Consider the following 22,922-nt stretch of genomic DNA (forward strand, 5'->3'; position numbering starts at 1 on the left):
TTTTTAATTTTTTATAACAATTTTAGTGTGTTTTTTATCGTCTGTAATCAGGGTGAGTATGTAGGTTCCTACTTTTAAATTTTCTCCTTTAAAAGTATAGTTATAGCTACCTTTATTTTGTAAACCTGTAGGTTTTATCAATTGTTTTTCAATAAAAGATCCTTCAAGAAACAAGGTGGTGTACTGTGGGCGGTTTAACTCATAACTAATGGTAAGATCCTTTTCAAAAGGGTTGGGGTACAACTGCAAAAAGTTTTGCGATTGTTCTAATGCCATAGGGGCAAGTGATTCTTGTTTTGGTTGCTTTTCTGTAGTTGCCTTTTTTGTTAGTAATAACCTTATGGGAGCTCCTTTTTCATTCCATTGGTTTATATTGCTTTTTATATTGGCTGTTAAATATGTTTGGGCGTCCTTTTTTTGAATAGAAAAGGTTGTTTCGGTAATTTGATGTACCAATGTTGAAGGAATTTCTTTTTTAAAGGATGTGTGAGCAATAGAGGCAAAGAAATCATCATAAAACAAGGTGTTGTCTATTCTGGTAAAGTCATTTTGATGAGAGTTATTATTGATTTCCCAGATACTTTGCAATAGGTCTTCGTTTTTTGTAAAGTTAATTTCAATAGGGATTTCTTGTTCAATTTGATTATCAGACCAATCCATTACAAAAAGAGAGCCTTCCCAATTTCCTAGTAATTGTTGGTCTTCTATTATTTTCTCCTGTATTGTTTGGATAGTTTGTTGTTGTTTGAATTGCTGTAGCAGGAGTTCTTGCTGTTCGATACGATCTGAGGCTGGTTTTTGAGGATTCTGATAATCCAATTCTGTGCTGAAATATTCATTAGCTATTGTTCTGTTTTTAGGAACTCCATAGCCATAATAGTAGCACACACCTAACCAGTAACGAGCCATAGGATGGTTACTTTTACGAAACCAATAAATGGCTTTTTTATAGTTTTGCTGACTACTTCCCATTCCTTTTAGGTGTAAATATCCTAAGCCATATGCCGCTTCTTTATTGCCGTGTTCATAGGCTTTTAGATACCATTTCGGGCTTTATTAAAACTGAGTTTACATCCAATACCATATTTGTAGAGATCTGCTAAATCATTCATTGCAATATGATCCTCAGCATTAGCAGCACTTTTTAATAGTTTAAATGCTTTCTTGTCGGAAGAGGTTTGTTCTTCCTCTAATAGGATAGTAGCCATAATTATTTGCGCATGTGAGTGCTTTGCTGTTAAACAAGGGGTAAGGTAGCGCGTTGCTTTTTGATGGTTTACTTCATGATATTCATCGCCTTCAAAATAATTTAGAGCTTTACTAATGTTAAAATGACAATCGATTAGTTGTTGTGCATGGCTACTGCCTAGAATGTTGATAAGGCAGATAACCAAAATAATTTTTCTTTTTACTGTATTCATAGTATTACATTGATTTTAAAAAAAACGCAAAACAATACCTGGGAAAAGAGGAGCGAGTTCTTTTCCATAGCATTATTTTTTTATTCTTTTTTTCGGCTGCGAAACTATATAAAAAAATGTAATAAACCCAGTGTTTACGGGTGTTTTTAAACAAAAGTATTTTCTAGAGTCATGGTGTTTTATATTATTGCTCAGGTTAAAAATTTAAAAAATAGATTTTTTTAAATTTTCATCATTGGTTTTTGATAGAATAAGTTTATATTTGATACTGTCCTTTGAGACGTCTTAGGACTTTTCTTTTTCATAGCAATTTTCCCGCTCAAATTTTGAGCGGGTTTTTTTATTTTTATAATTAAATCTAATAACTACTGTAATTGTGCTATTTCTATTAGATTGCCAAGATCTGTAATTATGGCCAATGGTTTTAGGTAAATAATTTTTTTAATCGTAATTTCAAATATCCAATGGTAGTATTCTTTAAAAAACATGTTTTTTTATGTGTCTAAAAGCTAAATATGTTTAAGGGTTTTTACTTATGTAATTTTGGGTGTTTTTGCTTGTTGTTTTATTTGTGTTGTTATTTTTGAGATGTGTTAAAGTTTAAATATTAATGTTCTTTTATTTTAGGTTTTAAGTATTTTTGTTCAGATTTTCAGCTTGTTATCAGTGTTGTGGATGATTTTTTATAGTTGGAATAATCACTTAAAATTAAAATAAAAAATAAATGTCTTTTAAATTATTAACATTACAACTTGTTTTGTTTTGTTGCTTCGGTCAGCTTTTGGCTCAAAAAGCAAAAAACCAAAATTACCATGCGAATCTACTTGTTAACCCTGACTCTGTTGATGGAGGAACGGTTGTAGGTTGGGAACAAGAAAAAGGAGAATGGCTTGGTCATCAAGGAAACCCAAGAGATTCTGACGATAATTATTTCACCTCTAGGGGTCCTAATGCGGATAGGAGTCAGCTTATTAATTTGACTAATTTCTTTTCTGAAGAGGTATTAGATAAAGCACCACCTATTGTAATTTCAGAAGTATATGAAAGGGTAACTTGTGGAGCTCAATATAACTTGGAATTAGAGCTTTTGGATGCCAAAAAACAAGTAATAGGAACTTGGCAAAGCCAAAATAAAGGATTTAAAAATATAGATTGTAGTATTGATGGTTATCAGGAGTTATTGAGTAAACGAATTACTAATTATGGTTTTGGTGTACGGTATATAAAGTGGATTGATAAAATTCGAGGAAAGGGAACAGGAGAAAGTATACGTTTAAAAAAAGCTTATTTAGGAATTAGTCCGCCAAATTTATTGGAAGTGCCTGAAAAAGAAAACTCTTGGAATTGGAAAGGAACAAATGTAAAAGGTGCTAAAAAATTAGTTAAAGAAGAAGTGCTTACCTCATCTGAGGAAATTAATACTTTTCCTCGTGGAGCTGATGATAAAAAAATATTGACTGTTGAAGGAGGAGACTGGGTCGTTAGAAATCAGAAAATAGACCTTAAATTAAACGGATATTTGGATTCGGATTTAAAAAATTCTCCAGCAATTATTTTTTCATCATCATACGGTAGATTGAATTGTGGAGATGAATATTATTTAAAGGTAGTATTGCTTGATGATAAGAATCAAGTATTGAATTCTTTCTATTCTGGTATACAAAAGCGAGAATTCAACTGTAGTTCAAATGATAATTATCAGGAATTAATTACTAATTTCCTTGATACTCCTAAGGGGAAAACGGTCACGTATATTGAGGTAGAACAAGGTTTAAAAAACATAGAGGCTAATTCAAATGTTGAAAAAAACGCCTTTTTTTCTGATAGTTATGTTGGTTTGATTGATATAAACAATCGGCAGAATCAAAGGGTAAAGAGAGATTTAGCTGTTAATGCAAATTATACGAGTGAATTAGCAACAGTTTCAGCAGGGACAATATCTTGCCTTTATTTGTCTAGCATCACTGGTGGAATAGGTGCTCCGACTTGTGCTGTAATAGGAGGTGTTGCCGGGGGACTTATTTATATTTATAATTACCTTACAGATTTTTCTGTTCAACCAATTGAATCAGAAAAAATGGAAAATAACCCATCTGATAATGGGTCGGCGAAGACTGGAATTGACAATATTGCTAAGCATCTAGAAAGCAATGGCTTTAATCTTTGGGATATTTCTAATAATGATAAAATTGAAGTATTTGCAACTCCAAGTTTTTCCAACGAACGTTTTCAATTGACTTTTAGTTCTTACACCGATAAATTATATAAGAACTTAAAAAAAGTTAAAAAAATAATTGATATCACTACTTTATCTAAAATTGATGGAGATTATATAAAAGGATTACACGATGTTTTGGCTCAAATTCAAAAATCAGCAGAAAATACTGATGATGAGATAATAGTTCGAATTTTCCTAGGTTTATCTGGCTTTTCCAATGATTCTTACACTGATGGTGTTTTTACTGCTTTAAAAAGAATTTTTGAGAGACTAGGCCAAGGTCATCGAATAGAAGGATTACCTCAAAGTAGAGGTAATGAAGTTGTTAACGAGATATTAGGTAAAATTACTGAAGGATTACCTAAAGGAGGAAATGGTAATTTAAAAGTTTATATGACCGCTTCTAGAACTTTTGGAAAGGGACTATTAGGTGAGGGTATATTATCATGGAATCACTCTAAAATTGTCGCAATAGATGGAAAAACACTTTTTTCAGGAGGTAACAACCTGTGGGGTATTTATTTAGGGGATACACCTCCTATGGATGCAGCTACTATTATTAATGGAGATGCAGCTTTGTATGCTCATAAATTTGCGGATATATTATGGAACGAACATCTAGAAAAAGTTAAAACAAAAGAAGAAACTCATATTAGAGAATGGAATGATAGTGCGACAGATTTAATAACAGTAAAAGAAGTTCCTCTTGCTAAAAGTATTTTAAACTTTACATCATCCCCAAAAACCTCCAATAAAGGACTTAAAGTGTTGTCTGTAGGTCAATTAAATGCAAAAGCAGAAAATAAAAATGATAATTTAACAAACCTATCTACTTCTACACTTAAAGAAGCTATAAAATATATATTGGACCATGCAAAAAATAGCATTTACATATCACAACAAGCTATAGCTCATGGGTTTATTAATAAATTTTTTAATAATAATAAATTTGTTAATCATGTTGACCAGGCAGTTATAAGGATACTTATAAAAAAAGCACTCAGCGGTATTCCTGTAAAAATTATCCTTTCTAATGAACAAGCGGGACATGACACAACTAGCCACATCAGCAATACAGAATTGATCAATATTATTTGGCAAGTAGCTAAAGAAATGGGGGTAGATGATAGCTTAGTAAACAGGAAGTTATTATGTGAAAATATTGACTTGGGTTATGTTAGAATTGATGAGGTTACTGAAACCTATCCCAATACCAAAGAATCTTTTGCAAATCACGCAAAAACGATCATGGTAGATCAAAGTGTTTTTCTAATAGGGTCTCATAATTTATACGCGCAGTACCCTGCACAACTGGCTGAATTTGCAACTATTATTGAAGATTCTAAAACGGTTAAAAAATATTATAATGACTATTGGCTTCCTTTAATACGAAATTCATCGCGTACATTTTTGTCAATCGATGCTTGTTTAGGTGCTATGGATATTGATTATGATGTGCAAAATTTTGTGCGGTTATATTCAGATTCGCAATATAATGGTAAGTTACTTGCGTTGCCTGAAGGGTATCACAAGTTAGAAGGAACTGTTTTAGAAAATAAGGTGTCTTCATTAAAAGTACCTTTGGGGTGGAGAGCTACTTTATATCAGGAAGAATTAGAATTTCTGGATGAAGAAAGTGACGGAATTGTTACCCACCATAAAAGAACAGCTCCCTTAACAATTACTTATGACACTCCTTTTGTTGGAAAGCATTGGAATGATAAAACAAAAGCAATAATTATAGAGAAGGACCCAAATTATTCTTATCAAGTACCGCAATTGAATATCCCTGTTGGTCTTTTTTCTGAAAAAAACTTTACAGGAAATCATAAATTTGTGAAGGATGGTACTTATGATTTGAAAGATCTAGTACCTCTTGGTGGAGACCAGTTAAGCTCTATTCGTGTGCCTAAGGGATATCGAGTATTACTATATTCTGATCCAAAATATCAAGGTGCTTTGAAAATATTAGAAGAGGGAGACTACGCTGAAATACCAGAACAAACGCATGGAGAAGGAGATTTTGACAATATTGTAAGTTCTATTCTTGTTCAGGTTTTATCTAATAGTAGCAGTAGTACAATTGTTTTGGATGATGAAAGAGTGTTTCTATATCAAGATATTTTTTATCTAGGAAATTCTCAAGGTTTTTATCCAGAGAATGAGCCTTATACTGCTACCGACCTTGAAAGCATAGGTAGTGGTCAAATGTCTTCAATACGTGTTCCTAGGGGGTGGAAAGCTACTCTTTATTATGAAGACTTAGGGAAAAGTGACCCTGGGCAGCCTATAGAAATAAACTTTGATACCCCTTATATTGGTGATAAATGGAATGATAAAGTTAAATCTGTAAAAATAGAAAAGCTAAAAGATTATAGTGTTCCTGAAATTTCTAAAAATGAAAAAGTAACGTTATTTATTGATGGAGATTTTAAAGGAGAGCAAAAAGAGCTAGAGGGCGATATAACTTATTATACATCTTTGCTATTAGAAGAATTTTCTGGTACAATAAGTTCTATAAAAGTACCTGCTGGATGGCGAGTAATCGGTTATACAGAAGATTTATTCCGAGGGGATATTATTTTATTGAATTCAAATTCTACTGATTTAACTACGCAAACCCCAGTACTATCTAAGAGTACGAATTTTAATGATAAAATTAAATCTTTGGTAGTACAAAAAATAGGGAATTATGTAGAGGAAAATGTATCTAGTGGTAGATCTGGTAGATCCATAAGAAGTAAAAGATCTATAGAAAAGGAAGCAACTTTTAGTACTGAAACAAATATGGTCTATGGACCTAATCCAACAACAGGATATTTAAATTTACAATGTTCAGAGACTTTTATGAATAAAGTTTCAAAAATTTATATAGCCTCGCCAGGGGGAGCTGAAAAGTTAATTAGCTTTAAGAACAATCAAAAACTAAATATTAAGATTGATTTGTCTTTAAAAGTAGCAGGTATTCATTTTTTAATCGTTGAAAAATTAGATGGATCGAGAGTCGTTAAGAATATTTTAGTACCCTAAATAAAGGCATACACGCACGATAAAGTTTTAAATAATAAACAATACTTCAGTATTTTTGTTGAAGTATTGTTTTTTTTGCAGTTATTTTTTGTCAATTCAAATATTATTGTTGAATTTTTAAAAAAAAGGACGGTATCAAGCTTTACTTGAAAGTGCTTGAGAGATCATCTATTATTACACTAACTCTCGTGCTTTAGTTAGTGCTTCTTCAAAGTCTTTTTTAGGATTTTTGGTTAGTATGGTAGGTTGAAACCTTACTTCTTCTATGTTTTTAATTCCAATCATCTGTAGCCACCAATTAAAATAGGTAGATTGAAAATCGATTCCATATTTAGGGTCGACTCCTTGTGAAAAAACACCACTTGTGTAAAATACAGTTGCTTTTTTATTTTTTAGAAGTCCCAAATATCCTTTTTCAGGATCAAAATTGAATGAAATTCCAGGCTGAGTTATTATATCAATGTATTGTTTTAATCTATATGGAAGTCCTCCATTCCACATTGGTACGGCAAATACATAATGATCTGCATTCATGAATCGTTCTGTGATTTCTACTACGGATTTCCAAACTGATTTTTTTTTATCATTCATTTGACCTTCTCCAAAAAAGGTCATTTTCGCAGCGGCTTTATCAGCATCAAAGTCGGGTAAGTTTTCATCCCAAAGCTCAATAGTTTCTATGACTATATTGGGGTTTTTACTTTTTAGTTTTTTAAGATAAGCATCAGATAAAGCTTTAGCTTTAGAATTAGCTCCACGAGGAGAAGCTATGATATACATGATTTTTTCCATTATAATCTATTTTTAAATCAAAAAGAGGTATAAAGTAGTTTACTGAATACATTTTTTTATTAAGTTAGTAATGGTGTAAAATTAAGCTCTAAAGATGATATAGAAATTCAGCTGGTTGAATAAATATGATTCAACTAATTGAATGTTTTACAATTCATGGGTCAATTGTTTTCGTATTTCACTTAAATATTGTTTTGATATTCCTATGTAAGAAGCAATCATATACTGAGGGATACGTTTTTCAAATTTCGAACATTCTTTTTTAAATAAAATATAGCGTTCTTTTGCGGTGTGGCTCAGACTAGAAATAATTCTTTTCTCTAATGATATGGAAGCTTCTTGATAAAGCAAACGAAATACGTGTTCTAACTCTGGAATTTCTTTATATAACTCTTCTAAATGTTGTGATGAAATTTGAATTACTTCTGTTTTTTCAAGAGCCTGAATATTTGTATTTGATGGAACTTGATGAATAAAGCTGGGTAAGTCTACAGCCCACCAATTTTCTATCGCAAATCTAAAAATATACTCTTTTCCTTCTTCATCAATATGAAAGGTTTTGGTGGCGCCAGAAATTATAAAGTTTGTATATTTACAATAGTCTCCCTGCTGCAGTAAATATTGACCTTTTAGATATACTCTTCTTTTACACTTTTCTGCTATGAGCAATGCATCCTTCTGAGGGAGAGGTATGTAGTTTGATAAATAATTCGTTAAATGCTGTATATCCATATTGCAATTTATTATTTGGGTTGTGTTTTTTACATTTTGTTTTTCCTAATTTCTAAATAAGAAATCTAAATGGATTAACGAAGTATAGTGTTTATCAAAGTACTGTATTAATGTGATTATGTAGTCAAAGATACTTAAAAACTATTTGATAGTAACTGTCTGCGGTTAAGACTTCCTTTAAAGCTAATTAAAGGTGTTTTTTGTTTTTAGTATTGCTTAAAATAGAGAAGCGTAATGTTACTTTTCAATAATGATCAAATTGGTCAGGTAATAGGTGTTTTTATAAGACTTCCTGTAAAGAGTAATTAAAATATTATTCTATAGAACAAGCTCTTTGTGTAGGTCAGTTATCAGAATACTCTTTTTTTCTAGGTGTCCTTATTTAGTTTATCTAACATTGTTAAACAATGTTCAAGGTTTGCACTTATTTTTTCTTTGTTGATATTCTGCCCTATAAATACAAGTCTATTTTTACGATCACCAATTTCTATGTCCCAGTTAGACTCTATCTGTTTTTGATTTTTTAAGAAAGCTATGTGTTGATTTCATTTTTCAAAAGACATGCTACTCCACCAAACATCTGTTCTATCTTATTTAATCTAACTTCATTATTTTAAATGTGTTAATGTTTGCTTTAGTCGAGAAGCACACATTATGTTATTAGGGGAATTTTGTTGTATATAATACCAAAACCGTCTAAGATCAAAAGATTTTTTATTACGATAAACAAAAGAAGATATTTCGTATGTCTTAGTTTCAGGAGTGTGATCATCTTCGCTCAATTCTTCTATCCAACCAGCGCTTTTTTATGCTTCTTCAAAATTAAACAAACCTGTATTTAGAATTTCTTTAAGATTTATTTGACTATAGTTTGAGGATAGTGTTCCTGCCGAAGGGTTTAGTTTACTAATTGTAGCTTTTAAAACACACAAAATGTTCCTTAGTTATTAAATCTACTTTATTTAAAATTACATTAACAAATTCTATTTGATCAGTCAACAAATCAACAATAGCAAGATTACCACCTTCAATCTTGGTAAGTTCTCTGCCTATTAAAGTTTTAGGGTTGCCAAAATTATTGAAAAAGTTGAAGGTATTTATTGCAGTAACCATTGTATCTACATGGCTAAATTTTGAAAGGTTTATTTCTTTTTCTTTATTCATAAATGAAAATGTTTGAGCTATAGAAATTGGTTTACTTATGCCTGTACTTTCCATAATAAGGTAGTCGAATTGGCTTTCTTTGGCTAGGTGTTCTACTTCTTCCCTTAAATCCTCTTGTAGCGCACAACAGACATAGTTATTATTTATTTCAACTAATTTTTCTTCACTTCTGGATAGCTTGTTTGTACTTTTAATGGTATGAATAAAATGCCGAGTGTACTTTATTTAAAATTTTGCTTTTTTGTTTAAATCGTTGAGTTGCCTCTGTAACTCTTTAATTTTTAAATGTAATTAATAAGCAATCATTAGAGTTTTTATATCATAAACATGCTATAATTCTTTTGTTTTATTTTTTTGCTCTTCAATAATAATAGATTTTTTAACGACTTTATTTCCCTGTATTGTTAATTCTTTAATGCATGTAGATTTATTTTATTGTTTTTTTATAGGATAACTGTAATTTCTGAAATATGATTAATTCTTATCAATGTCTTTATCCATTGTAATTAGGTTATGGGGTGTATGGGAAAGACGAGTGATGTAAATCAATTTTCAAATTACTGTTTTCTAATTTATATCCGAAAGTGTATTCTACTTTCGCTTCGTTTCCATCAGGAGCAGTAAAGAAGTAATTCCCCATTGCGATAGCACGATTTTCATCTAGGATAATTTCAGTATTTTCAAAGCGAACTTTTATCCATGGATTCATAGCAAATCCTTTGTCCTCTTCACAGGCACGATTATCTCCGGCGATAAAATAAGACATCGCTTCTACTTTTTTCGGTCTAAATTGTTTGACTGCGCATTTAGTGGGCTTAAATAATACGATACCCGAATCAAATGCGTAAAGTTCATCTAAGAATTCATTAGTAAATGTTTCACAGCTTAGCCTATCTTTTTTTAAAGATCCAATTTTTATAACCCCTTTCGCCCATGTATTTTGGGCTTCTAATACTTGTTCTTTTGTTATCATTATTCATAAGGTTTATTTATTTTACTGAAAGTAAATATAATGATTTTTTAAATAAAGCAACTTGGTTGCTTTATTGATGATTTTTAATCAAAAAAATAAGTTATTTGCTTTGAGTTTATATTGCTTAGTTAAAGTTCTCTAAAAAGAAAATATATTGGTTTTAAAGCCTTTTAAAACTAATATATTTGCCCATGATTTTGATGTATTAAAAATCAATGCACTGGAATTCATGATGTGCTATTTGATTAAAAAATAAATAAAAATGAAAGTGATACAAAAAATTTCTATTTTATTGTTTGTTAGTGTGCTAAATTCGTGTGCTCCAGATGACCATTTAGGACCAGAGGTTAATTTGAATTCTAAAGGTAATCCAACAATAGAAGTTTCACCACCTACACCAATTAAAGTTACAGAACAAAGTCCGGATCAATTGGTAGTAGTAACGAAGTATAGAAATAATTTTATTGAAGGAATTCATATAAAATTGTACCAAAGTCTTGAAGATTTAGTACAGAAAAGAAATTTCGTTTTTGAAGGTATTACTAACGGATTAGGTATTGTATATTTCGAGGGAGTTGAGAGGGGAAAAAAGTATTTTGTAGAGGCGTTCAGTTCTAATGGATGTATTAATAATTATTTTGATTTAAAAGTAGGAAAAATGAAAAATAACACAATTACTACTTTAAATGAGTATACTGGAAGTAGTAATTTTTTATCTCTACATTTAATAAAAACAGTAAAAATTAATTTAAAAAATAATTCAGGTAAAAATTTAACTATTAATTACGAAGGAAAAGAACTACACAAATTAAAAATGAATGACGAGTTACTTTTTGATTTCTTTCCAATTGAAAATAAAGATTTAATAAATATAAAGGCAGAAGGGTATGAGTACAACATACATCATATAGATAGTGGAAGTTGTGATTCTGTTACACCATACAATATTCTATAAATACCACTAAATTCATCATCTAAAAACACCTCAGTAGAGGTGTTTTTTGTTAAATACTCCTTTGGATTAAAGTTATAATAAGCTATTAAATAAAAAAATATCTATTTTAACTTTCGATATTGTGTCTATTTTTTGGTAAAAGTCCTTCTGTTTTATTTTGATTACTTAATTTTATGATGTTTAGGTCAATAGTGTTACTCTCCAAATAAAAGCAACCAATCAGTTGTATTTATAACCATTTAGAATATCAAAATCTTTTTGCATAATATAAATAATTCAACACCTTATAATAATCGTTTAATTAATCGAAGTATTTGTGTTATTTTTTAAGCACTTATTAAGTGCTTTGTTATTAGTAACTTGAGAAAGTACTTAATTAGTTGTCATCAAGACTGAATTTAATTCTGAAATTACCACCACTAACGTTAACATATGTATCTTCATCTCTAAACCTGCTAAAGCCTACACCAGTCAAGTAAAATCTACCTGAAAACTCCCCTTCGATGTAATTATCTGTAACGGATTTTATTATAAGCTTCAACCCTTTTTCAGTGGACCCTATAAATTCGCAACCTGCATCAATACCACCACATCTGTTGTCTTTATCAGTAAGGTTATTATCCCATGCTATGGATGCACTTGTGGTTGACCAATCCGAATATGGTAGAGAAGCTTTCAGGATGTTTAAATCATGAATTCTGATTCTCCAGTGTCCTCCTGTACTAGTTTCTTCTTTATTTTCATAAGCCTGTAGCCATGTTTCTTTTGACTTGCTAAAAAATGTATTTGATGTGTTTACATTTTCAAAATTTAGTTGCTGATAATTTTCAACTTTTGAGTCAACAGTACCGCTAATATAAGTTCCACGATCAGTCGCTTCTGGTTCATCTTCACTTGCACAAGACATGAAAATAAGTATTAAAACAATAGTTATAGAATATTTCATTTTTTAAATATTATAAATTATAATTTTTATTTGATGGATTAAGAGTTAAAAAGACAAGATTTAGAATGTAAATACTTTATCGTATAATTAGTTCTTAAGCCATTTTAGAGTAAAGTTATAATTTGTCACAATTTCAGTACTACGGTTATCCGCAATATTTTTATTTAACTTATTACTTTTTGTATGTTAAAATATTTTTTAAAGTTATGTTACTGATTTCGATAAAAAATATAGTTGGTCTTTTTGTTTTAAATTACTTGGTTTTTAAGAGTTGTCTTGTTTGATTTTTTTACTGATAATTAATCGCTTAAAAAAGTGGTGCAAATGAAAAGTAGGTTCGTGTTTTCTAACACTTTGATAAAAGCTTCAAAAGGTATAATAATGCAATGTACTTGTCCGATTTAATTTGTTGAGTTTAGAAAATTATTTTTATTGTTTAGTTTTTAATAAAAAAATATCGAGGTAAAACTACCTCGATATTTAAGAATAAAATTTATTACACTTTTGAATTAACTTCTTTGGCTTTTGATGTTAATAGAAAAGTACTTTATTGTTTATTTAGTGAGTTATGGAATTGGCCTTAAGATAATTTCAGTATCAAACAAAAGAGCAGCAGTTTCAAAACGTTCGAAAGAAAACATTCCAAAAAATCCTTTTTCATAACCTCTTAGTGTTTTAAAAACCCCCTTCAGTTTTCTCAAACGATTTTGTTCATTAATATTGTCTTCACAACCTTCTTTTAAGCTTATTTTAAAATCACTAACATCAAATATTGAGTTTTCATCGTATTCGAGAGTTAACAATTTAATTCCTGAGACTTTATAACATGTATTGAATACCGAAATAGAACCATCTTTTTTGATCTCCATTAAATATTTACCTTCTCCATCTTTAATTACCTGGTCGTAAGAACCAGTGCCTGTCAATTGTCTATTTCGAAAAACTTGAAAAACTTCAAAAGTTCCTATTATTTCTTTTGGTACAGAAAAAGTTTCTGTTGTTTCTTCTGGTACAGAAATTAAACACTTGGAGTTAATTGGAGTAATTTTATAACTCTTTTTTAGTTTTTTTACATTAAAATTTTTGGCAGTTAGGTTATTTTTTACATCATCAACCTTAGTAAATAGAAACAATTTTTGCCTACGGTTTGCAATAACCATTCGTCCTCCAATCGTTAAACTATTATGAGTGTCTACGATTTTTTGCTTACTGCGATAAGATATTTTATTGCTTTCTTCTTCGCAGGAGATATAAATCTCATTTCCTTTACGATTCTTTAATGACGTACTGTTGAGTTCTATATTTAATAGCATCGTACCAAATTCATCATTATTATTCTTTAGGATTTCGCTTTCACTGTTTTCTGAGCATGACACTAAAAATAGAGTCGCTATAAGTAAAATCAAATTACTTTTTTTAAAAGATAGATTCTTCATTTTAAAATATTATTTGTTATTTTATTGTGCTTGCAAAAGAAAGCAATAAGACTTTATATTAACAGAAAAAAAACACTTTTAACAAAGTAAAAATAATGTAGGTTGTGTTATTTATTAAATATCTTTAAAAGGGGTGTTAATATTGGGTTATTATCAAATTTTTGGTTTTTTTATTGAAAATAGCTCTGTTAGATGTTATAAGGTATTATAGCAAGTAATGAGTAGTTGATTTTTTAGCTGAAAATATCTGTAACTATAATTATTAATGAATTTATCAAAGTTATCTATTTCAATTTCTTTCTAAGAATTATAATTACGATGTAACTTATAGCCAAGTTACAAATAGGTTAGTTTTATTTTTTGATTTTAATAATGGTGTACGAGTTTTGTTTAAAGATGTTTTACTTTAATTAGTACCCTTATCGTATCTTGTAAAACTATCAATTTGGCTTATCTATTTTTATTTAAGATCTGTTTTGAAGAGTTACTCTTTTCAAATTGTTCTTTAATGTATTTGTTATACGTAATTGATATGTCATGTTCTTTACTGAGAGATGAATATATTTTTATAAGTAAATCATTAAATGTTTCTTTTTGATGATTTTCATTTAACCATTGAATTACGTTAGGGTTCTTAATATTAAAAGTTTCTATTAAAAAATCAATCTTAGAACAACAACCAATAGAGGTTTTGTTTAACTTATGATTAAGTTCTTTTTCTTTAATGATTTCCCAACGCTTTTTTGCGATTTCTTCTTTTAATTTTTTATTTTTTTTTGTTTGATTGGTTTTCCTGCTGCCTTTGTTTATAAGTTTATTATAATAGTCATCATCAAAAATAGAAGCGATATCATCTGTGTTGTCTTTTATATATTGTTCAATATGTGATGAGGTAAGCATAGTGTATTTAAAATTAGGGTAGGTATAAGATCTTTTTGGTAAATAGCTTTTTATTACATACAGCTTAAAAAGAAGCGCCTGTGTATATGTAATTTTCATCCATTCATCCAAACAGTCATAATAGTTACGTTCTTTGTTTATAACTATATTAATGATGTTTTTTAAGTCCTTCGTATTTAACTCTAATAGTTTTTTTTGGAATTTCTCGCTTACATGTTTTTCGGCAGAATTTGATTCAAAAAGTTTTATAAGATCTTTTCGTAAGTTTTTTATAGAGCCAATATTTTTAATGTTTTTAAGAAGAATCTCATTAATCTTTACTTTTGGGTATAACGAATTATTGAGATTGCCATTTCTTATTTCTTTTTCTCTTATTGAAAGAAGTTTTAAACTTCTTAAACACTGATTAATGATTTTGTCCTTTCTAATAATATTTAAATCGTATTCCTGTTCTGAATGCTTTAAAAGATGATTTAAATTAAATTCTTCTGTGATTTTATATAAAGCTTGTCTAGCATTTTTGTAATTGTTAAATTTTTGATTTAAAATATTCTCTATAGCAGGTTTTATTTTGTTATTTCTTTGATATTTTAACCAATTTCTTAAATTTCTTTTGGAAGCTAATCGTATTAATTTTTCATTCTTTAATACAGTATTGATGTCTTCAGAAGGGGATATGTTTATATCATCAATATCTTCTTTAGTAGAGCTAACTTTAATCGAATTAGGCTGAATAAGATCGTCGAAACCTTTTATTTTAATTTTAAACTCCCCAATATTTGCCTGATTACTATTTTTTTTACTTTGTGCTTTTAGAACAGTTACAAGTCCTAGTAAAAGTAAAAAAGAAAATGATTTTTGCATGTTTTCTTTATTTCTTTATAAGAATACGAGTATGTTTTTTGTTATTTGTAATTACTGAAACAGTATATATCCCATCAGTCATTGTATTTCCTTCAATAAGATATGTATAACTCCCTCTTTTTTGAATACCCTTTGGCTTTACAATTTGTTTATCAGAATTGGTTATTCCTTCTATAAATACAGTTGTATTTTGTGTTTCTAATAAGTTGTAAGAAATCACTAAGTTTTCATCAAAAGGATTTGGATATAGTTTTATAAATTTTTGCTTCTTTTTAGTTAAAGTTAAAATTGCTTGGTCTGATAATTCTTTTTCAGTAGTTTCATTTTTGGTTAATAGTAATCTTATTGGGGGAGCGTTTTCTTTCCATTGTTTTATATAGCTTTCAACTTCGGCTGTTAGATAAGTGTTTTTTTTAAGTTTTTTGATAGAAAACTCTGCTTCTACAATAAGATGTTTTATCCTTTTAGGGATTTCTTTTCTAAAAGAAGTGTGGGGTACTTCAATAGAAAAGTCACTGTAAAAAAAGGTGTTATCAATTTTAGTGAAATCTTTTTCATGTACTTGTTTATCAAGTGTCCAAGTTGTTCGTAATTGACTGCCATCATTATGGTTGTCGAAATTTATTGTTATCGGTACTTTATGCTCAATATGGCTGTCTGACCAATCCATTAGTAATAAAGTTCCTTTCCATTCCCCTAGTAGTTCATCTTTTCTTATTATTTGGGGGGTGAATTTTTGTTCTTCAATATGATTTTTTATTTTTTTTAATACCTTTTCCTGCTGTATACTGGCTTGATTGTTTGATTGTGTTTTTTGATTTTCATTAAAATCAGTATTAAGGAGCTTATTAGCTAATGAAATGTTTTGAGGGACTCCATAACCGAAGTAATAGCATACTCCTAACCAATATTGAGCCATTGAATGGTTGCTTTTTTTTAGCCAATAAATGGCTTTTTCATAATCTTGCTTAATGTTACCAAACCCTTTTAAATATAAATAACCTAAACCATAAGCGGCTTCGTTATTTCCATGTTCAAAAGATTTTAAGTACCACTTTCTAGCCTTATTAAAGTCTAGCTTGCATCCAATGCCAAATTTGTAAAGGTCTGCTAAATCGTTCATAGCGATTTGATTACCAGAGCTAGAAGCATGCTTAAGTAATTCAAAAGCTTTACAATGTTCAACAGAACTATTTTTGCTAAGTAGAATACGAGCCATAGTAATTTGAGCGAAAGGATTATTTACTTCTAGACAAGGCAGTAGGTACTTTAGTGCTTTTTTTTCTTGAGGAGCACTTCCTTGTAGGTAACTTATTGCTTTATTGACGTTAAATTGGCAATCATTGTTATTCTGCCCATATAGGTGAAAAATAAGACTAACAAAATAAAATGTTAAAGGGATTTCTTTTTTTATGCTTATCATTTTTATTGAACATATTATTAAATATCAAAAGGTGAAAAATATCGTAAAAAGAGAACTCATTAATTCTTCTTTACGGTAAAATTTTCCACCTTTTTTGAGTTCGCTAAACTATTAAAAAAACTGACTTTTACTAGTGTTTATTGTAGGTTTTATAGGAAAAATATTTGCGGTTTTTCAACGTGTTTACAATTAATGTGTTATTTGAAAATTAAATTAGGTTACATATTATTTTTAAGATAGTTTTTAAAAAAATACCCCCTAAAAATATAGCTTGATTAGTGTTTTGGAAGATTTAAAAAAAATCAATAAAATTTCTTTTTTAAACTAATTTTATTGATTTTTAATTAATTATAGCAATCGGTGCTATAGATAGTTTTATTATCCTTATACCAAAACCTTTTTTTATTTATTATGTTAGAAGGTACTTTAATACAGCTAAGAGCGTTGTTCTCGCAAATCAAAACTTCAAGATTGTTATTTTTAGATAAGTTTAAACTTATTAACTGATTGTTTGAACACATCAAGCCTCTTATTTTGGTGTTGTATGATAAATCTAGATTTGTGAGTTGATTATTACTGCAGTTTAAAGTTTCAAGAAGGCTATTGTTTGAAGTAATTAAACTTGTTAATATATTATTTTTACAACCCAAGGACCTTAATTTTAAGTTTTTGGATAGATTCAATTTTTTAAGCCGATTATTCATGCAGTTTAAGATTTCAAGATTTTTAAAATATATGATTTCAGCTAAGGAGCTAATTTTTTTTCTGGAAATTTCAAGTTGTCTTATAAATTTCACCTCACTTTTCTGAATTTCTCCATCTCGATTTTTATCAATCCCTATTTCTATTAGAGCGTTTTTAAAGTTTATGTCTTGAAATCGTATTATTTTAGAGTGTTTATTTTGTTTTGATAATTTTACGCTATATTTTTTTGTGCTTTTACCGGACTCTACTCCATCTTCAAGCATTAATTCTTTACTAGAACAACAACATAGTAAATAAATGATTAAATAATAACTGCTTTTTTTCATTTTATAAGTTTGACTTTATTAGCATCAGGTTTCAAACATAGGTAAATAGTGTCTTTCTAACGTTAATGATTTTAAATCGAGTTAAAAAGTTCAATAAAATATTCAGAATAGCTTATTATCTCTAAGTTTTATAATGTAGTTCCTCATATCAACATTTTGTAAATAGCTATTTTAATGAAGTCTTCCTTGTGTTATTTTTTAAAATGAGACATATATCGATCTAAATTTTAATCGCAAAATAATTCTTTTTATGAAAATTATATTGAATACGTTTGTGATTACTCTTAAGTCACTTAAGAATGGGGTTTGTTTTATTTGCAATAACTATTTAATTACTTATTATTTTTTGCAAATAGCCTTCCAGATTCTTTTCATTTTTTTGCAGTCATGTTCTCAATAACCTTAGATTTTTAGCAGAGTCTATATTATATTTATGAAGAAAGGAGTTTTTTAACTCCTTTTTTACACCACTGATCAAACCAAGGATTTTCACTTCCTTGTCAATAATAAAAGCGTTTAAATTTTAGAAGGGTTTTTTATTCGCATTTTGATTGAAAGGAGTTTAGGCTCCTTTCTTTTTTATTTTAAACTAGATGATACAATTATTTCAGGCTCAAATCAATTAAGTAAAGATGCATTTTATATTTAAAACTAAAAAAATATATTATTTTAATTTTTTTTAATGGTTTTATTGTTGTTTCTTTAATGGTTTTTGCCGGTGTGTCTTTCAGTATTATTGCCTATTGGTTGCTTCGAATATTTTTTTCAGATTTGTACTTAGATTTTAAAAATTCTGCGTATTAGCTAAACATTATAACTTCATATATTTCACTCTAAAAATGTTAGTGCGCGGATATTTTAACGTCCTTAGTTAGTAAATAACTAAGCGGTATTTCTCAATTAATTATAAAATGATAGAATTTCTTGAAATTTTATCACATCTTTAGCCAGAAGGGTAAGCACCTTCTGGTTTTTTACTTGTTTTTTTAAATTAAAATATTCTGTTTGATAAGTGTTTTAAGTTTAATTCATGCTAAATGTTTATAAGGTTTTCTTCTAGTAAAATTTACCAACCGAAAAAAGTATGATTTAAAATAATAGCTTTAATAGGATTATCAAGTTTGATAATTTATTTATAGTTTTTAAATAGATCTACTCTAAAAATCTTTTTTATAATTTTGTTTTTGGTCTAAGGGTTTGTACTAGTTTTAGTTTCAGTATTAGAGTCTATTTCCTGTTTAAATTTAAATATTCATTTTTGTTGTCCTAGGTAAGAATTACTGCGTGTTAGCAAAACATCATAACTTCATACATTTCACTCTATAAAAGCTAACACGCGGTTTTTAAGAACCATTGTTAAGTCCTATTCTGTTTTAACATAATTTTAATTACCCTAGATTTCAAAGTTGTTTTTTTATTCTGTTTGTTGCTTTTTTATTCTGTTTTATAGTTATTTATTTTTGTTCCATGTTGTGGTTTAGCATGTCAAGTGCTACATTAAATTTTATGATTTTCTCTCTTAAATCGTATTTTTATAGGTCTTTGACAGTTAAAAATTATTTTATAATTATTATCTTTATTAGTGTAATTGTTCTTCTGCGTATTAACCAAACTTCTAACTACATCCCTGAACTAGATTAATGCGCAGTTTTTTACTTTTGAATGAAGTTTTAAATTTGTTAATAAAACCTTTCTCTTATAGTAAATAGTATCTTTTATGGCTTAACTCATATATGTGCTTCGCCTATCTCAATTAATATTCTTTCTTGTTTATAAATGCTGTCTTATAGTTTGTTATTGGTGTTTGTTGCAAATAATTTGATGTCAACTCTTTTTAAAGTGATATTTTAAATTCTAAATAGTTTATTTAAAAATTATTTTAACTGAATCGTTATAGTCTATGGAAATCAATAACAATAATATATTGTTATTGATTTAATGGCGAACCCTAGTTTAAATATAGTATTACTACCTATTGGGAGTTTGAAATTTTAATAATTACTTTGTTTTAACTTAGAGACAATCTAAGATTTTATTTTCTATTTTTTTTTGTAATCGTTCCCGTTCAATAATGTTGAACGGGATTTATCCTTATCGTCTTTTGTATCTTATTTAAAATTTATTTGTAATGGAATGTTTATGTTTGTTGATTTCAAACAAGGACCATTAATAGGGTTTAATGAATAACAAGTTGATAAATGTCCTATTCTGTATCTTCTTTTTTACACAGAACAAACGACAAGTCAAATAATTATTTTGATCGGGTGCTTTTTTTAACTGTATTTTAGAGATTCTGTAGTTGCCTATACTTTAAAGGTTAGTACAGGTTTAACAACATTTTTCGATAAACTCATTGATATACTACCATTCAGGTATTTTGAAAGACCTGTTTTTCCGTGCGTCGCTATTGAAATAAGGTCAACTTTTTTATCTGTTGAAAAATTTAAGATGCCCCTAGGAACCGATTTGCTATTATAGATATGAATAGAGTACTTTTTTAAATCATATTTCTCAATAAATTTTTCAACCTTTTCTTTGGATTCTATAGAGTCTTCGAAATTTCTTGGGGTATTGACTTTTAGTAAATAAAGTTTGCAATTGAAGAATTTGGCAAATTCTAGAAAGCTTTCAAAAGCTTTCGCTTCGTCTTTTTGAAAAGTGGAAGCAAAAACCATTTTTTTGAATTTAAACTCAGCGTCGTTTTTCTTGGTGATCAAAACAGGTGTATCTAAACTAGCAATTGTTTTTTCTGTATTAGAGCCGATAATCATTTCTTTTAAAGCTGTTTGACCTTTTGACCCCATTACTATTAAGTCTGCGGAGATTTTTTTTGAGTAGTCACGAATGCCTTCGTATGGATTTTGAAAGCGTATTGAGTGCTGAATTGTATTGAAGTCTTCAAAATATTTTAATTTGATGTCAATAAGTTTATCCCTTACCTTTCTAAGGTATAGCATGCTTTCTGGAATACTAAAGTTACTTCCAGCTCCCATATCTATAATTCCAGAAGGTAATTCTACCATGTGAATCAAGTGTATTTCACTCATGGTTTTTTTTGCAATCTTAGAACCTAGAACACATGCATATTCTGAATGCTTAGAAAAATCAATAGGGATCAAAATTTTTTTCATAATAACCTGGGGTTTGAGAGGAGAACAACAATCCTAAGGTACAAAATATTTAAGAGAAAAACTATTTGCGTATAAAGTAATAAGTTAGTAACTTTGCGAAGAATTTAAAGAATTATTGAATGCAGGGGACAAAAGTCCCCTCTTTTTATATCCATGATGAATAAAGAGAGAGTTAAAGAATTATTAAGGGAGGCTTTAGATCAAAATAACAAGTTGTTTTTGATTGATTTACAGTTTCTGGAAAATAACAAAATAAAGGTTGTTATTGACGGTGATGAAGGGGTGCCTCTAAGCGAGTGTGTTCGGATTAGTAGAAATATAGAACATAATTTAGATCGTGAAGAAGAGGATTTTGCCTTGGAGGTAACTACGCCAGATATTGCTCATCCTTTGACTCACAAACGTCAATATAAAAAAAATAAAGGGCGTACTCTAAAGGTGAAAACAAATGATAATGAATATGAAGGTAGTTTGACTGGAGTGAATGAGAATGGTATCACTTTGCACTGGAAAGCTAGAGAACCTAAGCCTGTTGGAAAAGGAAAGCATACGGTTGAAAAAAACATTGTGCTACCTTATGTAGATATAAAAGAAGCAAAAGTGAAGATTATATTTAATTAAGATAATGAGATGGAAAATATTGCGTTAATCGATTCGTTTTCGGAATTCAAAGATATAAAAAGTATTGATAGAGTAACACTTATGTCTATTCTAGAAGAGGTGTTTAGGGCAGCTTTAAAACGTAGATTTGGATCTGATGAGAATTTTGATATAATAATTAATCCTGATAAAGGAGATTTAGAAATTTGGAGAAATAGAGTTGTAGTAGCTGATGGAATGTCCGAAGACGATAACGAAGAGATTGAATTAGCAGAAGCTAGAAGAATAGAGCCTGATTTTGAGATTGGTGAAGATGTTTCAGAAGAAGTGAAATTAGTGGATCTAGGAAGAAGAGCTATTTTAGCATTACGTCAAAATTTAATTTCTAAAATCCACGAGCACGACAGTACGAATGTATTTAAACAATTTAAGGATTTAGAAGGAGAAATTTATAGCGCAGAAGTACATCATATTCGCCATAATGCTGTAATTTTACTTGATGATGAAGGAAATGAAATCGTATTGCCAAAAAGTGAGCAAATTCGATCTGATTTTTTTAGGAAGGGAGATACGGTAAGAGGTGTTATAAAGTCTGTAGAGTTAAGAGGTAATAAACCTGCTATAATTTTGTCTAGAACTGCTCCGCAATTTTTGGTAAAGTTATTTGAACAGGAAATTCCAGAAGTTTTCGACGGATTAATAACCATTCAAGGAGTAGCTAGGATTCCCGGAGATAAGGCTAAGATAGCCGTAGACTCGTATGATGATAGAATAGACCCAGTTGGGGCTTGCGTTGGTGTAAAAGGTTCACGTATCCATGGAATTGTCCGCGAGCTTGGTAATGAAAACATAGATGTGATTAATTATACAAAAAACGAACAGTTATTCATATCCAGAGCACTGAGTCCAGCTAAAGTTTTGTCAGTAAAAATTGATTTATTTGAAGAGGAAAAGTCAGGCAAAAAAGGTAGGGTAAATGTACTCTTAAAACCAGAAGAAGTATCCAAGGCAATTGGTAGAGCCGGTGTAAATATTAGACTAGCCAGTGAATTAACCGGTTATGAGATTGATGTACAAAGAGAAGGAATTGAAGAAGAAGATGTTGAATTAACAGAATTTTCTGATGAAATCGAGGCTTGGGTGATAGAAGAATTTAAAAAGATCGGATTGGATACTGCTAAGAGTGTTTTAGAAAAAGATGTGTCAATGTTGATTCAAAGAACAGACCTTGAAGAAGAGACAATTTTAGACGTTCAGAAAATTCTTAGAGAAGAATTTGAAGATTAATAATTATATTCGGAGTGCT

General features: G+C 29.3%; 17 protein-coding genes and 1 pseudogene. 4 read left to right on the top strand and 14 right to left on the bottom strand.

The features are described 5' to 3' along the window. Positions 1-3: 3 nt before the first annotated feature. The 3 genes and pseudogenes from AC2GW8_RS10265 to AC2GW8_RS10275 form a co-directional block, all read right to left on the bottom strand. A complete protein-coding gene (locus AC2GW8_RS10265; RefSeq protein ID WP_440882204.1) occupies positions 4-909 on the bottom strand; it encodes an SEL1-like repeat protein in 906 nt (301 codons plus the stop codon). A 21-nt stretch (positions 910-930) separates the two neighbouring features. After that, positions 931-999, bottom strand: a pseudogene (locus tag AC2GW8_RS10270) (hypothetical protein); the annotation flags it as partial. A gap of 35 nt (positions 1,000-1,034) precedes the next feature. Next, positions 1,035-1,421 (bottom strand): SEL1-like repeat protein, encoded by a 387-nt coding sequence (locus AC2GW8_RS10275; protein WP_440879783.1) that lies wholly within the window; start codon positions 1,419-1,421, stop codon positions 1,035-1,037. Positions 1,422-2,145: 724 nt separating this feature from the next. Here AC2GW8_RS10275 and AC2GW8_RS10280 point away from each other — a divergent pair. Then, complete coding sequence (locus AC2GW8_RS10280) at positions 2,146-6,669, top strand: phospholipase D-like domain-containing protein (protein WP_440879784.1); 4,524 nt, start codon at positions 2,146-2,148, stop codon at positions 6,667-6,669. 174 nt (positions 6,670-6,843) lie between these two features. Here AC2GW8_RS10280 and AC2GW8_RS10285 read toward each other — a convergent pair whose 3' ends face one another. The 5 genes from AC2GW8_RS10285 to AC2GW8_RS10305 form a co-directional block, all read right to left on the bottom strand. Then, complete coding sequence (locus tag AC2GW8_RS10285; RefSeq protein ID WP_440879785.1) at positions 6,844-7,461, bottom strand: FMN-dependent NADH-azoreductase; 618 nt, start codon at positions 7,459-7,461, stop codon at positions 6,844-6,846. A gap of 147 nt (positions 7,462-7,608) precedes the next feature. Further along, positions 7,609-8,193: a Crp/Fnr family transcriptional regulator gene (locus AC2GW8_RS10290; RefSeq protein ID WP_440879786.1), complete on the bottom strand. Its 585-nt coding sequence runs from the start codon at positions 8,191-8,193 to the stop codon at positions 7,609-7,611. 368 nt (positions 8,194-8,561) lie between these two features. After that, positions 8,562-8,729 (bottom strand): CobW C-terminal domain-containing protein, encoded by a 168-nt coding sequence (locus AC2GW8_RS10295; protein ID WP_440882205.1) that lies wholly within the window; start codon positions 8,727-8,729, stop codon positions 8,562-8,564. Positions 8,730-9,099: 370 nt separating this feature from the next. After that, positions 9,100-9,582 carry a GTP-binding protein gene (locus AC2GW8_RS10300; protein ID WP_440882206.1) on the bottom strand — a complete coding sequence of 161 codons (483 nt, stop codon included), beginning with the start codon at positions 9,580-9,582 and terminating at the stop codon, positions 9,100-9,102. A 286-nt stretch (positions 9,583-9,868) separates the two neighbouring features. Continuing rightward, a complete protein-coding gene (locus tag AC2GW8_RS10305; protein WP_440879787.1) occupies positions 9,869-10,330 on the bottom strand; it encodes a metal-independent carbonic anhydrase family protein in 462 nt (153 codons plus the stop codon). 262 nt (positions 10,331-10,592) lie between these two features. Here AC2GW8_RS10305 and AC2GW8_RS10310 point away from each other — a divergent pair, with 262 nt between their 5' ends. Beyond that, a complete protein-coding gene (locus AC2GW8_RS10310) occupies positions 10,593-11,285 on the top strand; it encodes a hypothetical protein (RefSeq protein ID WP_440879788.1) in 693 nt (230 codons plus the stop codon). Between the two features lie 376 nt (positions 11,286-11,661). On the opposite strand, the gene AC2GW8_RS10315 is transcribed toward AC2GW8_RS10310, so the two are convergent. The 6 genes from AC2GW8_RS10315 to AC2GW8_RS10340 all read right to left on the bottom strand — a co-directional run bounded on the left by AC2GW8_RS10315 (position 11,662) and on the right by AC2GW8_RS10340 (position 21,016). After that, positions 11,662-12,231: a hypothetical protein gene (locus tag AC2GW8_RS10315; RefSeq protein WP_440879789.1), complete on the bottom strand. Its 570-nt coding sequence runs from the start codon at positions 12,229-12,231 to the stop codon at positions 11,662-11,664. Positions 12,232-12,797: 566 nt separating this feature from the next. Further along, positions 12,798-13,667, bottom strand: a complete 870-nt coding sequence (locus AC2GW8_RS10320; RefSeq protein WP_440879790.1) for a hypothetical protein — start codon at positions 13,665-13,667, stop codon at positions 12,798-12,800. Between the two features lie 450 nt (positions 13,668-14,117). Continuing rightward, complete coding sequence (locus tag AC2GW8_RS10325) at positions 14,118-15,431, bottom strand: hypothetical protein (protein WP_440879791.1); 1,314 nt, start codon at positions 15,429-15,431, stop codon at positions 14,118-14,120. A gap of 7 nt (positions 15,432-15,438) precedes the next feature. Then, the gene (locus tag AC2GW8_RS10330) at positions 15,439-16,854 is read right to left on the bottom strand and encodes a tetratricopeptide repeat protein (RefSeq protein ID WP_440879792.1); all 1,416 of its coding nucleotides are present in this window, start codon (positions 16,852-16,854) and stop codon (positions 15,439-15,441) included. 344 nt (positions 16,855-17,198) lie between these two features. Continuing rightward, positions 17,199-17,885, bottom strand: a complete 687-nt coding sequence (locus AC2GW8_RS10335; RefSeq protein WP_440879793.1) for a leucine-rich repeat domain-containing protein — start codon at positions 17,883-17,885, stop codon at positions 17,199-17,201. A 2,303-nt stretch (positions 17,886-20,188) separates the two neighbouring features. Next, a complete protein-coding gene (locus AC2GW8_RS10340; protein ID WP_440879794.1) occupies positions 20,189-21,016 on the bottom strand; it encodes a universal stress protein in 828 nt (275 codons plus the stop codon). Between the two features lie 156 nt (positions 21,017-21,172). On the opposite strand from AC2GW8_RS10340, the gene rimP reads away from it, so the two are divergent. Continuing rightward, complete coding sequence (gene rimP, locus AC2GW8_RS10345; RefSeq protein WP_440879795.1) at positions 21,173-21,637, top strand: ribosome assembly cofactor RimP; 465 nt, start codon at positions 21,173-21,175, stop codon at positions 21,635-21,637. 9 nt (positions 21,638-21,646) lie between these two features. Next, positions 21,647-22,903 carry a transcription termination factor NusA gene (nusA, locus tag AC2GW8_RS10350; RefSeq protein ID WP_440879796.1) on the top strand — a complete coding sequence of 419 codons (1,257 nt, stop codon included), beginning with the start codon at positions 21,647-21,649 and terminating at the stop codon, positions 22,901-22,903. Positions 22,904-22,922: the final 19 nt, after the last annotated feature.

This window comes from Tenacibaculum profundi, from assembly GCF_057162725.1.

Excerpts from the sequence above, each read along its gene's own strand:
- AC2GW8_RS10265 (WP_440882204.1), bottom strand. The coding sequence starts at position 909 with ATGGCTCGTTACTGGTTAGGTGTGTGCTACTATTATGGCTATGGAGTT.
- AC2GW8_RS10275 (WP_440879783.1), bottom strand. The coding sequence starts at position 1,421 with ATGAATACAGTAAAAAGAAAAATTATTTTGGTTATCTGCCTTATCAAC.
- AC2GW8_RS10280 (WP_440879784.1), top strand. The coding sequence starts at position 2,146 with ATGTCTTTTAAATTATTAACATTACAACTTGTTTTGTTTTGTTGCTTC.
- AC2GW8_RS10285 (WP_440879785.1), bottom strand. The coding sequence starts at position 7,461 with ATGGAAAAAATCATGTATATCATAGCTTCTCCTCGTGGAGCTAATTCT.
- AC2GW8_RS10290 (WP_440879786.1), bottom strand. The coding sequence starts at position 8,193 with ATGGATATACAGCATTTAACGAATTATTTATCAAACTACATACCTCTC.
- AC2GW8_RS10305 (WP_440879787.1), bottom strand. The coding sequence starts at position 10,330 with ATGATAACAAAAGAACAAGTATTAGAAGCCCAAAATACATGGGCGAAA.
- AC2GW8_RS10310 (WP_440879788.1), top strand. The coding sequence starts at position 10,593 with ATGAAAGTGATACAAAAAATTTCTATTTTATTGTTTGTTAGTGTGCTA.
- AC2GW8_RS10315 (WP_440879789.1), bottom strand. The coding sequence starts at position 12,231 with ATGAAATATTCTATAACTATTGTTTTAATACTTATTTTCATGTCTTGT.
- AC2GW8_RS10320 (WP_440879790.1), bottom strand. The coding sequence starts at position 13,667 with ATGAAGAATCTATCTTTTAAAAAAAGTAATTTGATTTTACTTATAGCG.
- AC2GW8_RS10325 (WP_440879791.1), bottom strand. The coding sequence starts at position 15,431 with ATGCAAAAATCATTTTCTTTTTTACTTTTACTAGGACTTGTAACTGTT.
- AC2GW8_RS10330 (WP_440879792.1), bottom strand. The coding sequence starts at position 16,854 with ATGATAAGCATAAAAAAAGAAATCCCTTTAACATTTTATTTTGTTAGT.
- AC2GW8_RS10335 (WP_440879793.1), bottom strand. The coding sequence starts at position 17,885 with ATGAAAAAAAGCAGTTATTATTTAATCATTTATTTACTATGTTGTTGT.
- AC2GW8_RS10340 (WP_440879794.1), bottom strand. The coding sequence starts at position 21,016 with ATGAAAAAAATTTTGATCCCTATTGATTTTTCTAAGCATTCAGAATAT.
- rimP (WP_440879795.1), top strand. The coding sequence starts at position 21,173 with ATGAATAAAGAGAGAGTTAAAGAATTATTAAGGGAGGCTTTAGATCAA.
- nusA (WP_440879796.1), top strand. The coding sequence starts at position 21,647 with ATGGAAAATATTGCGTTAATCGATTCGTTTTCGGAATTCAAAGATATA.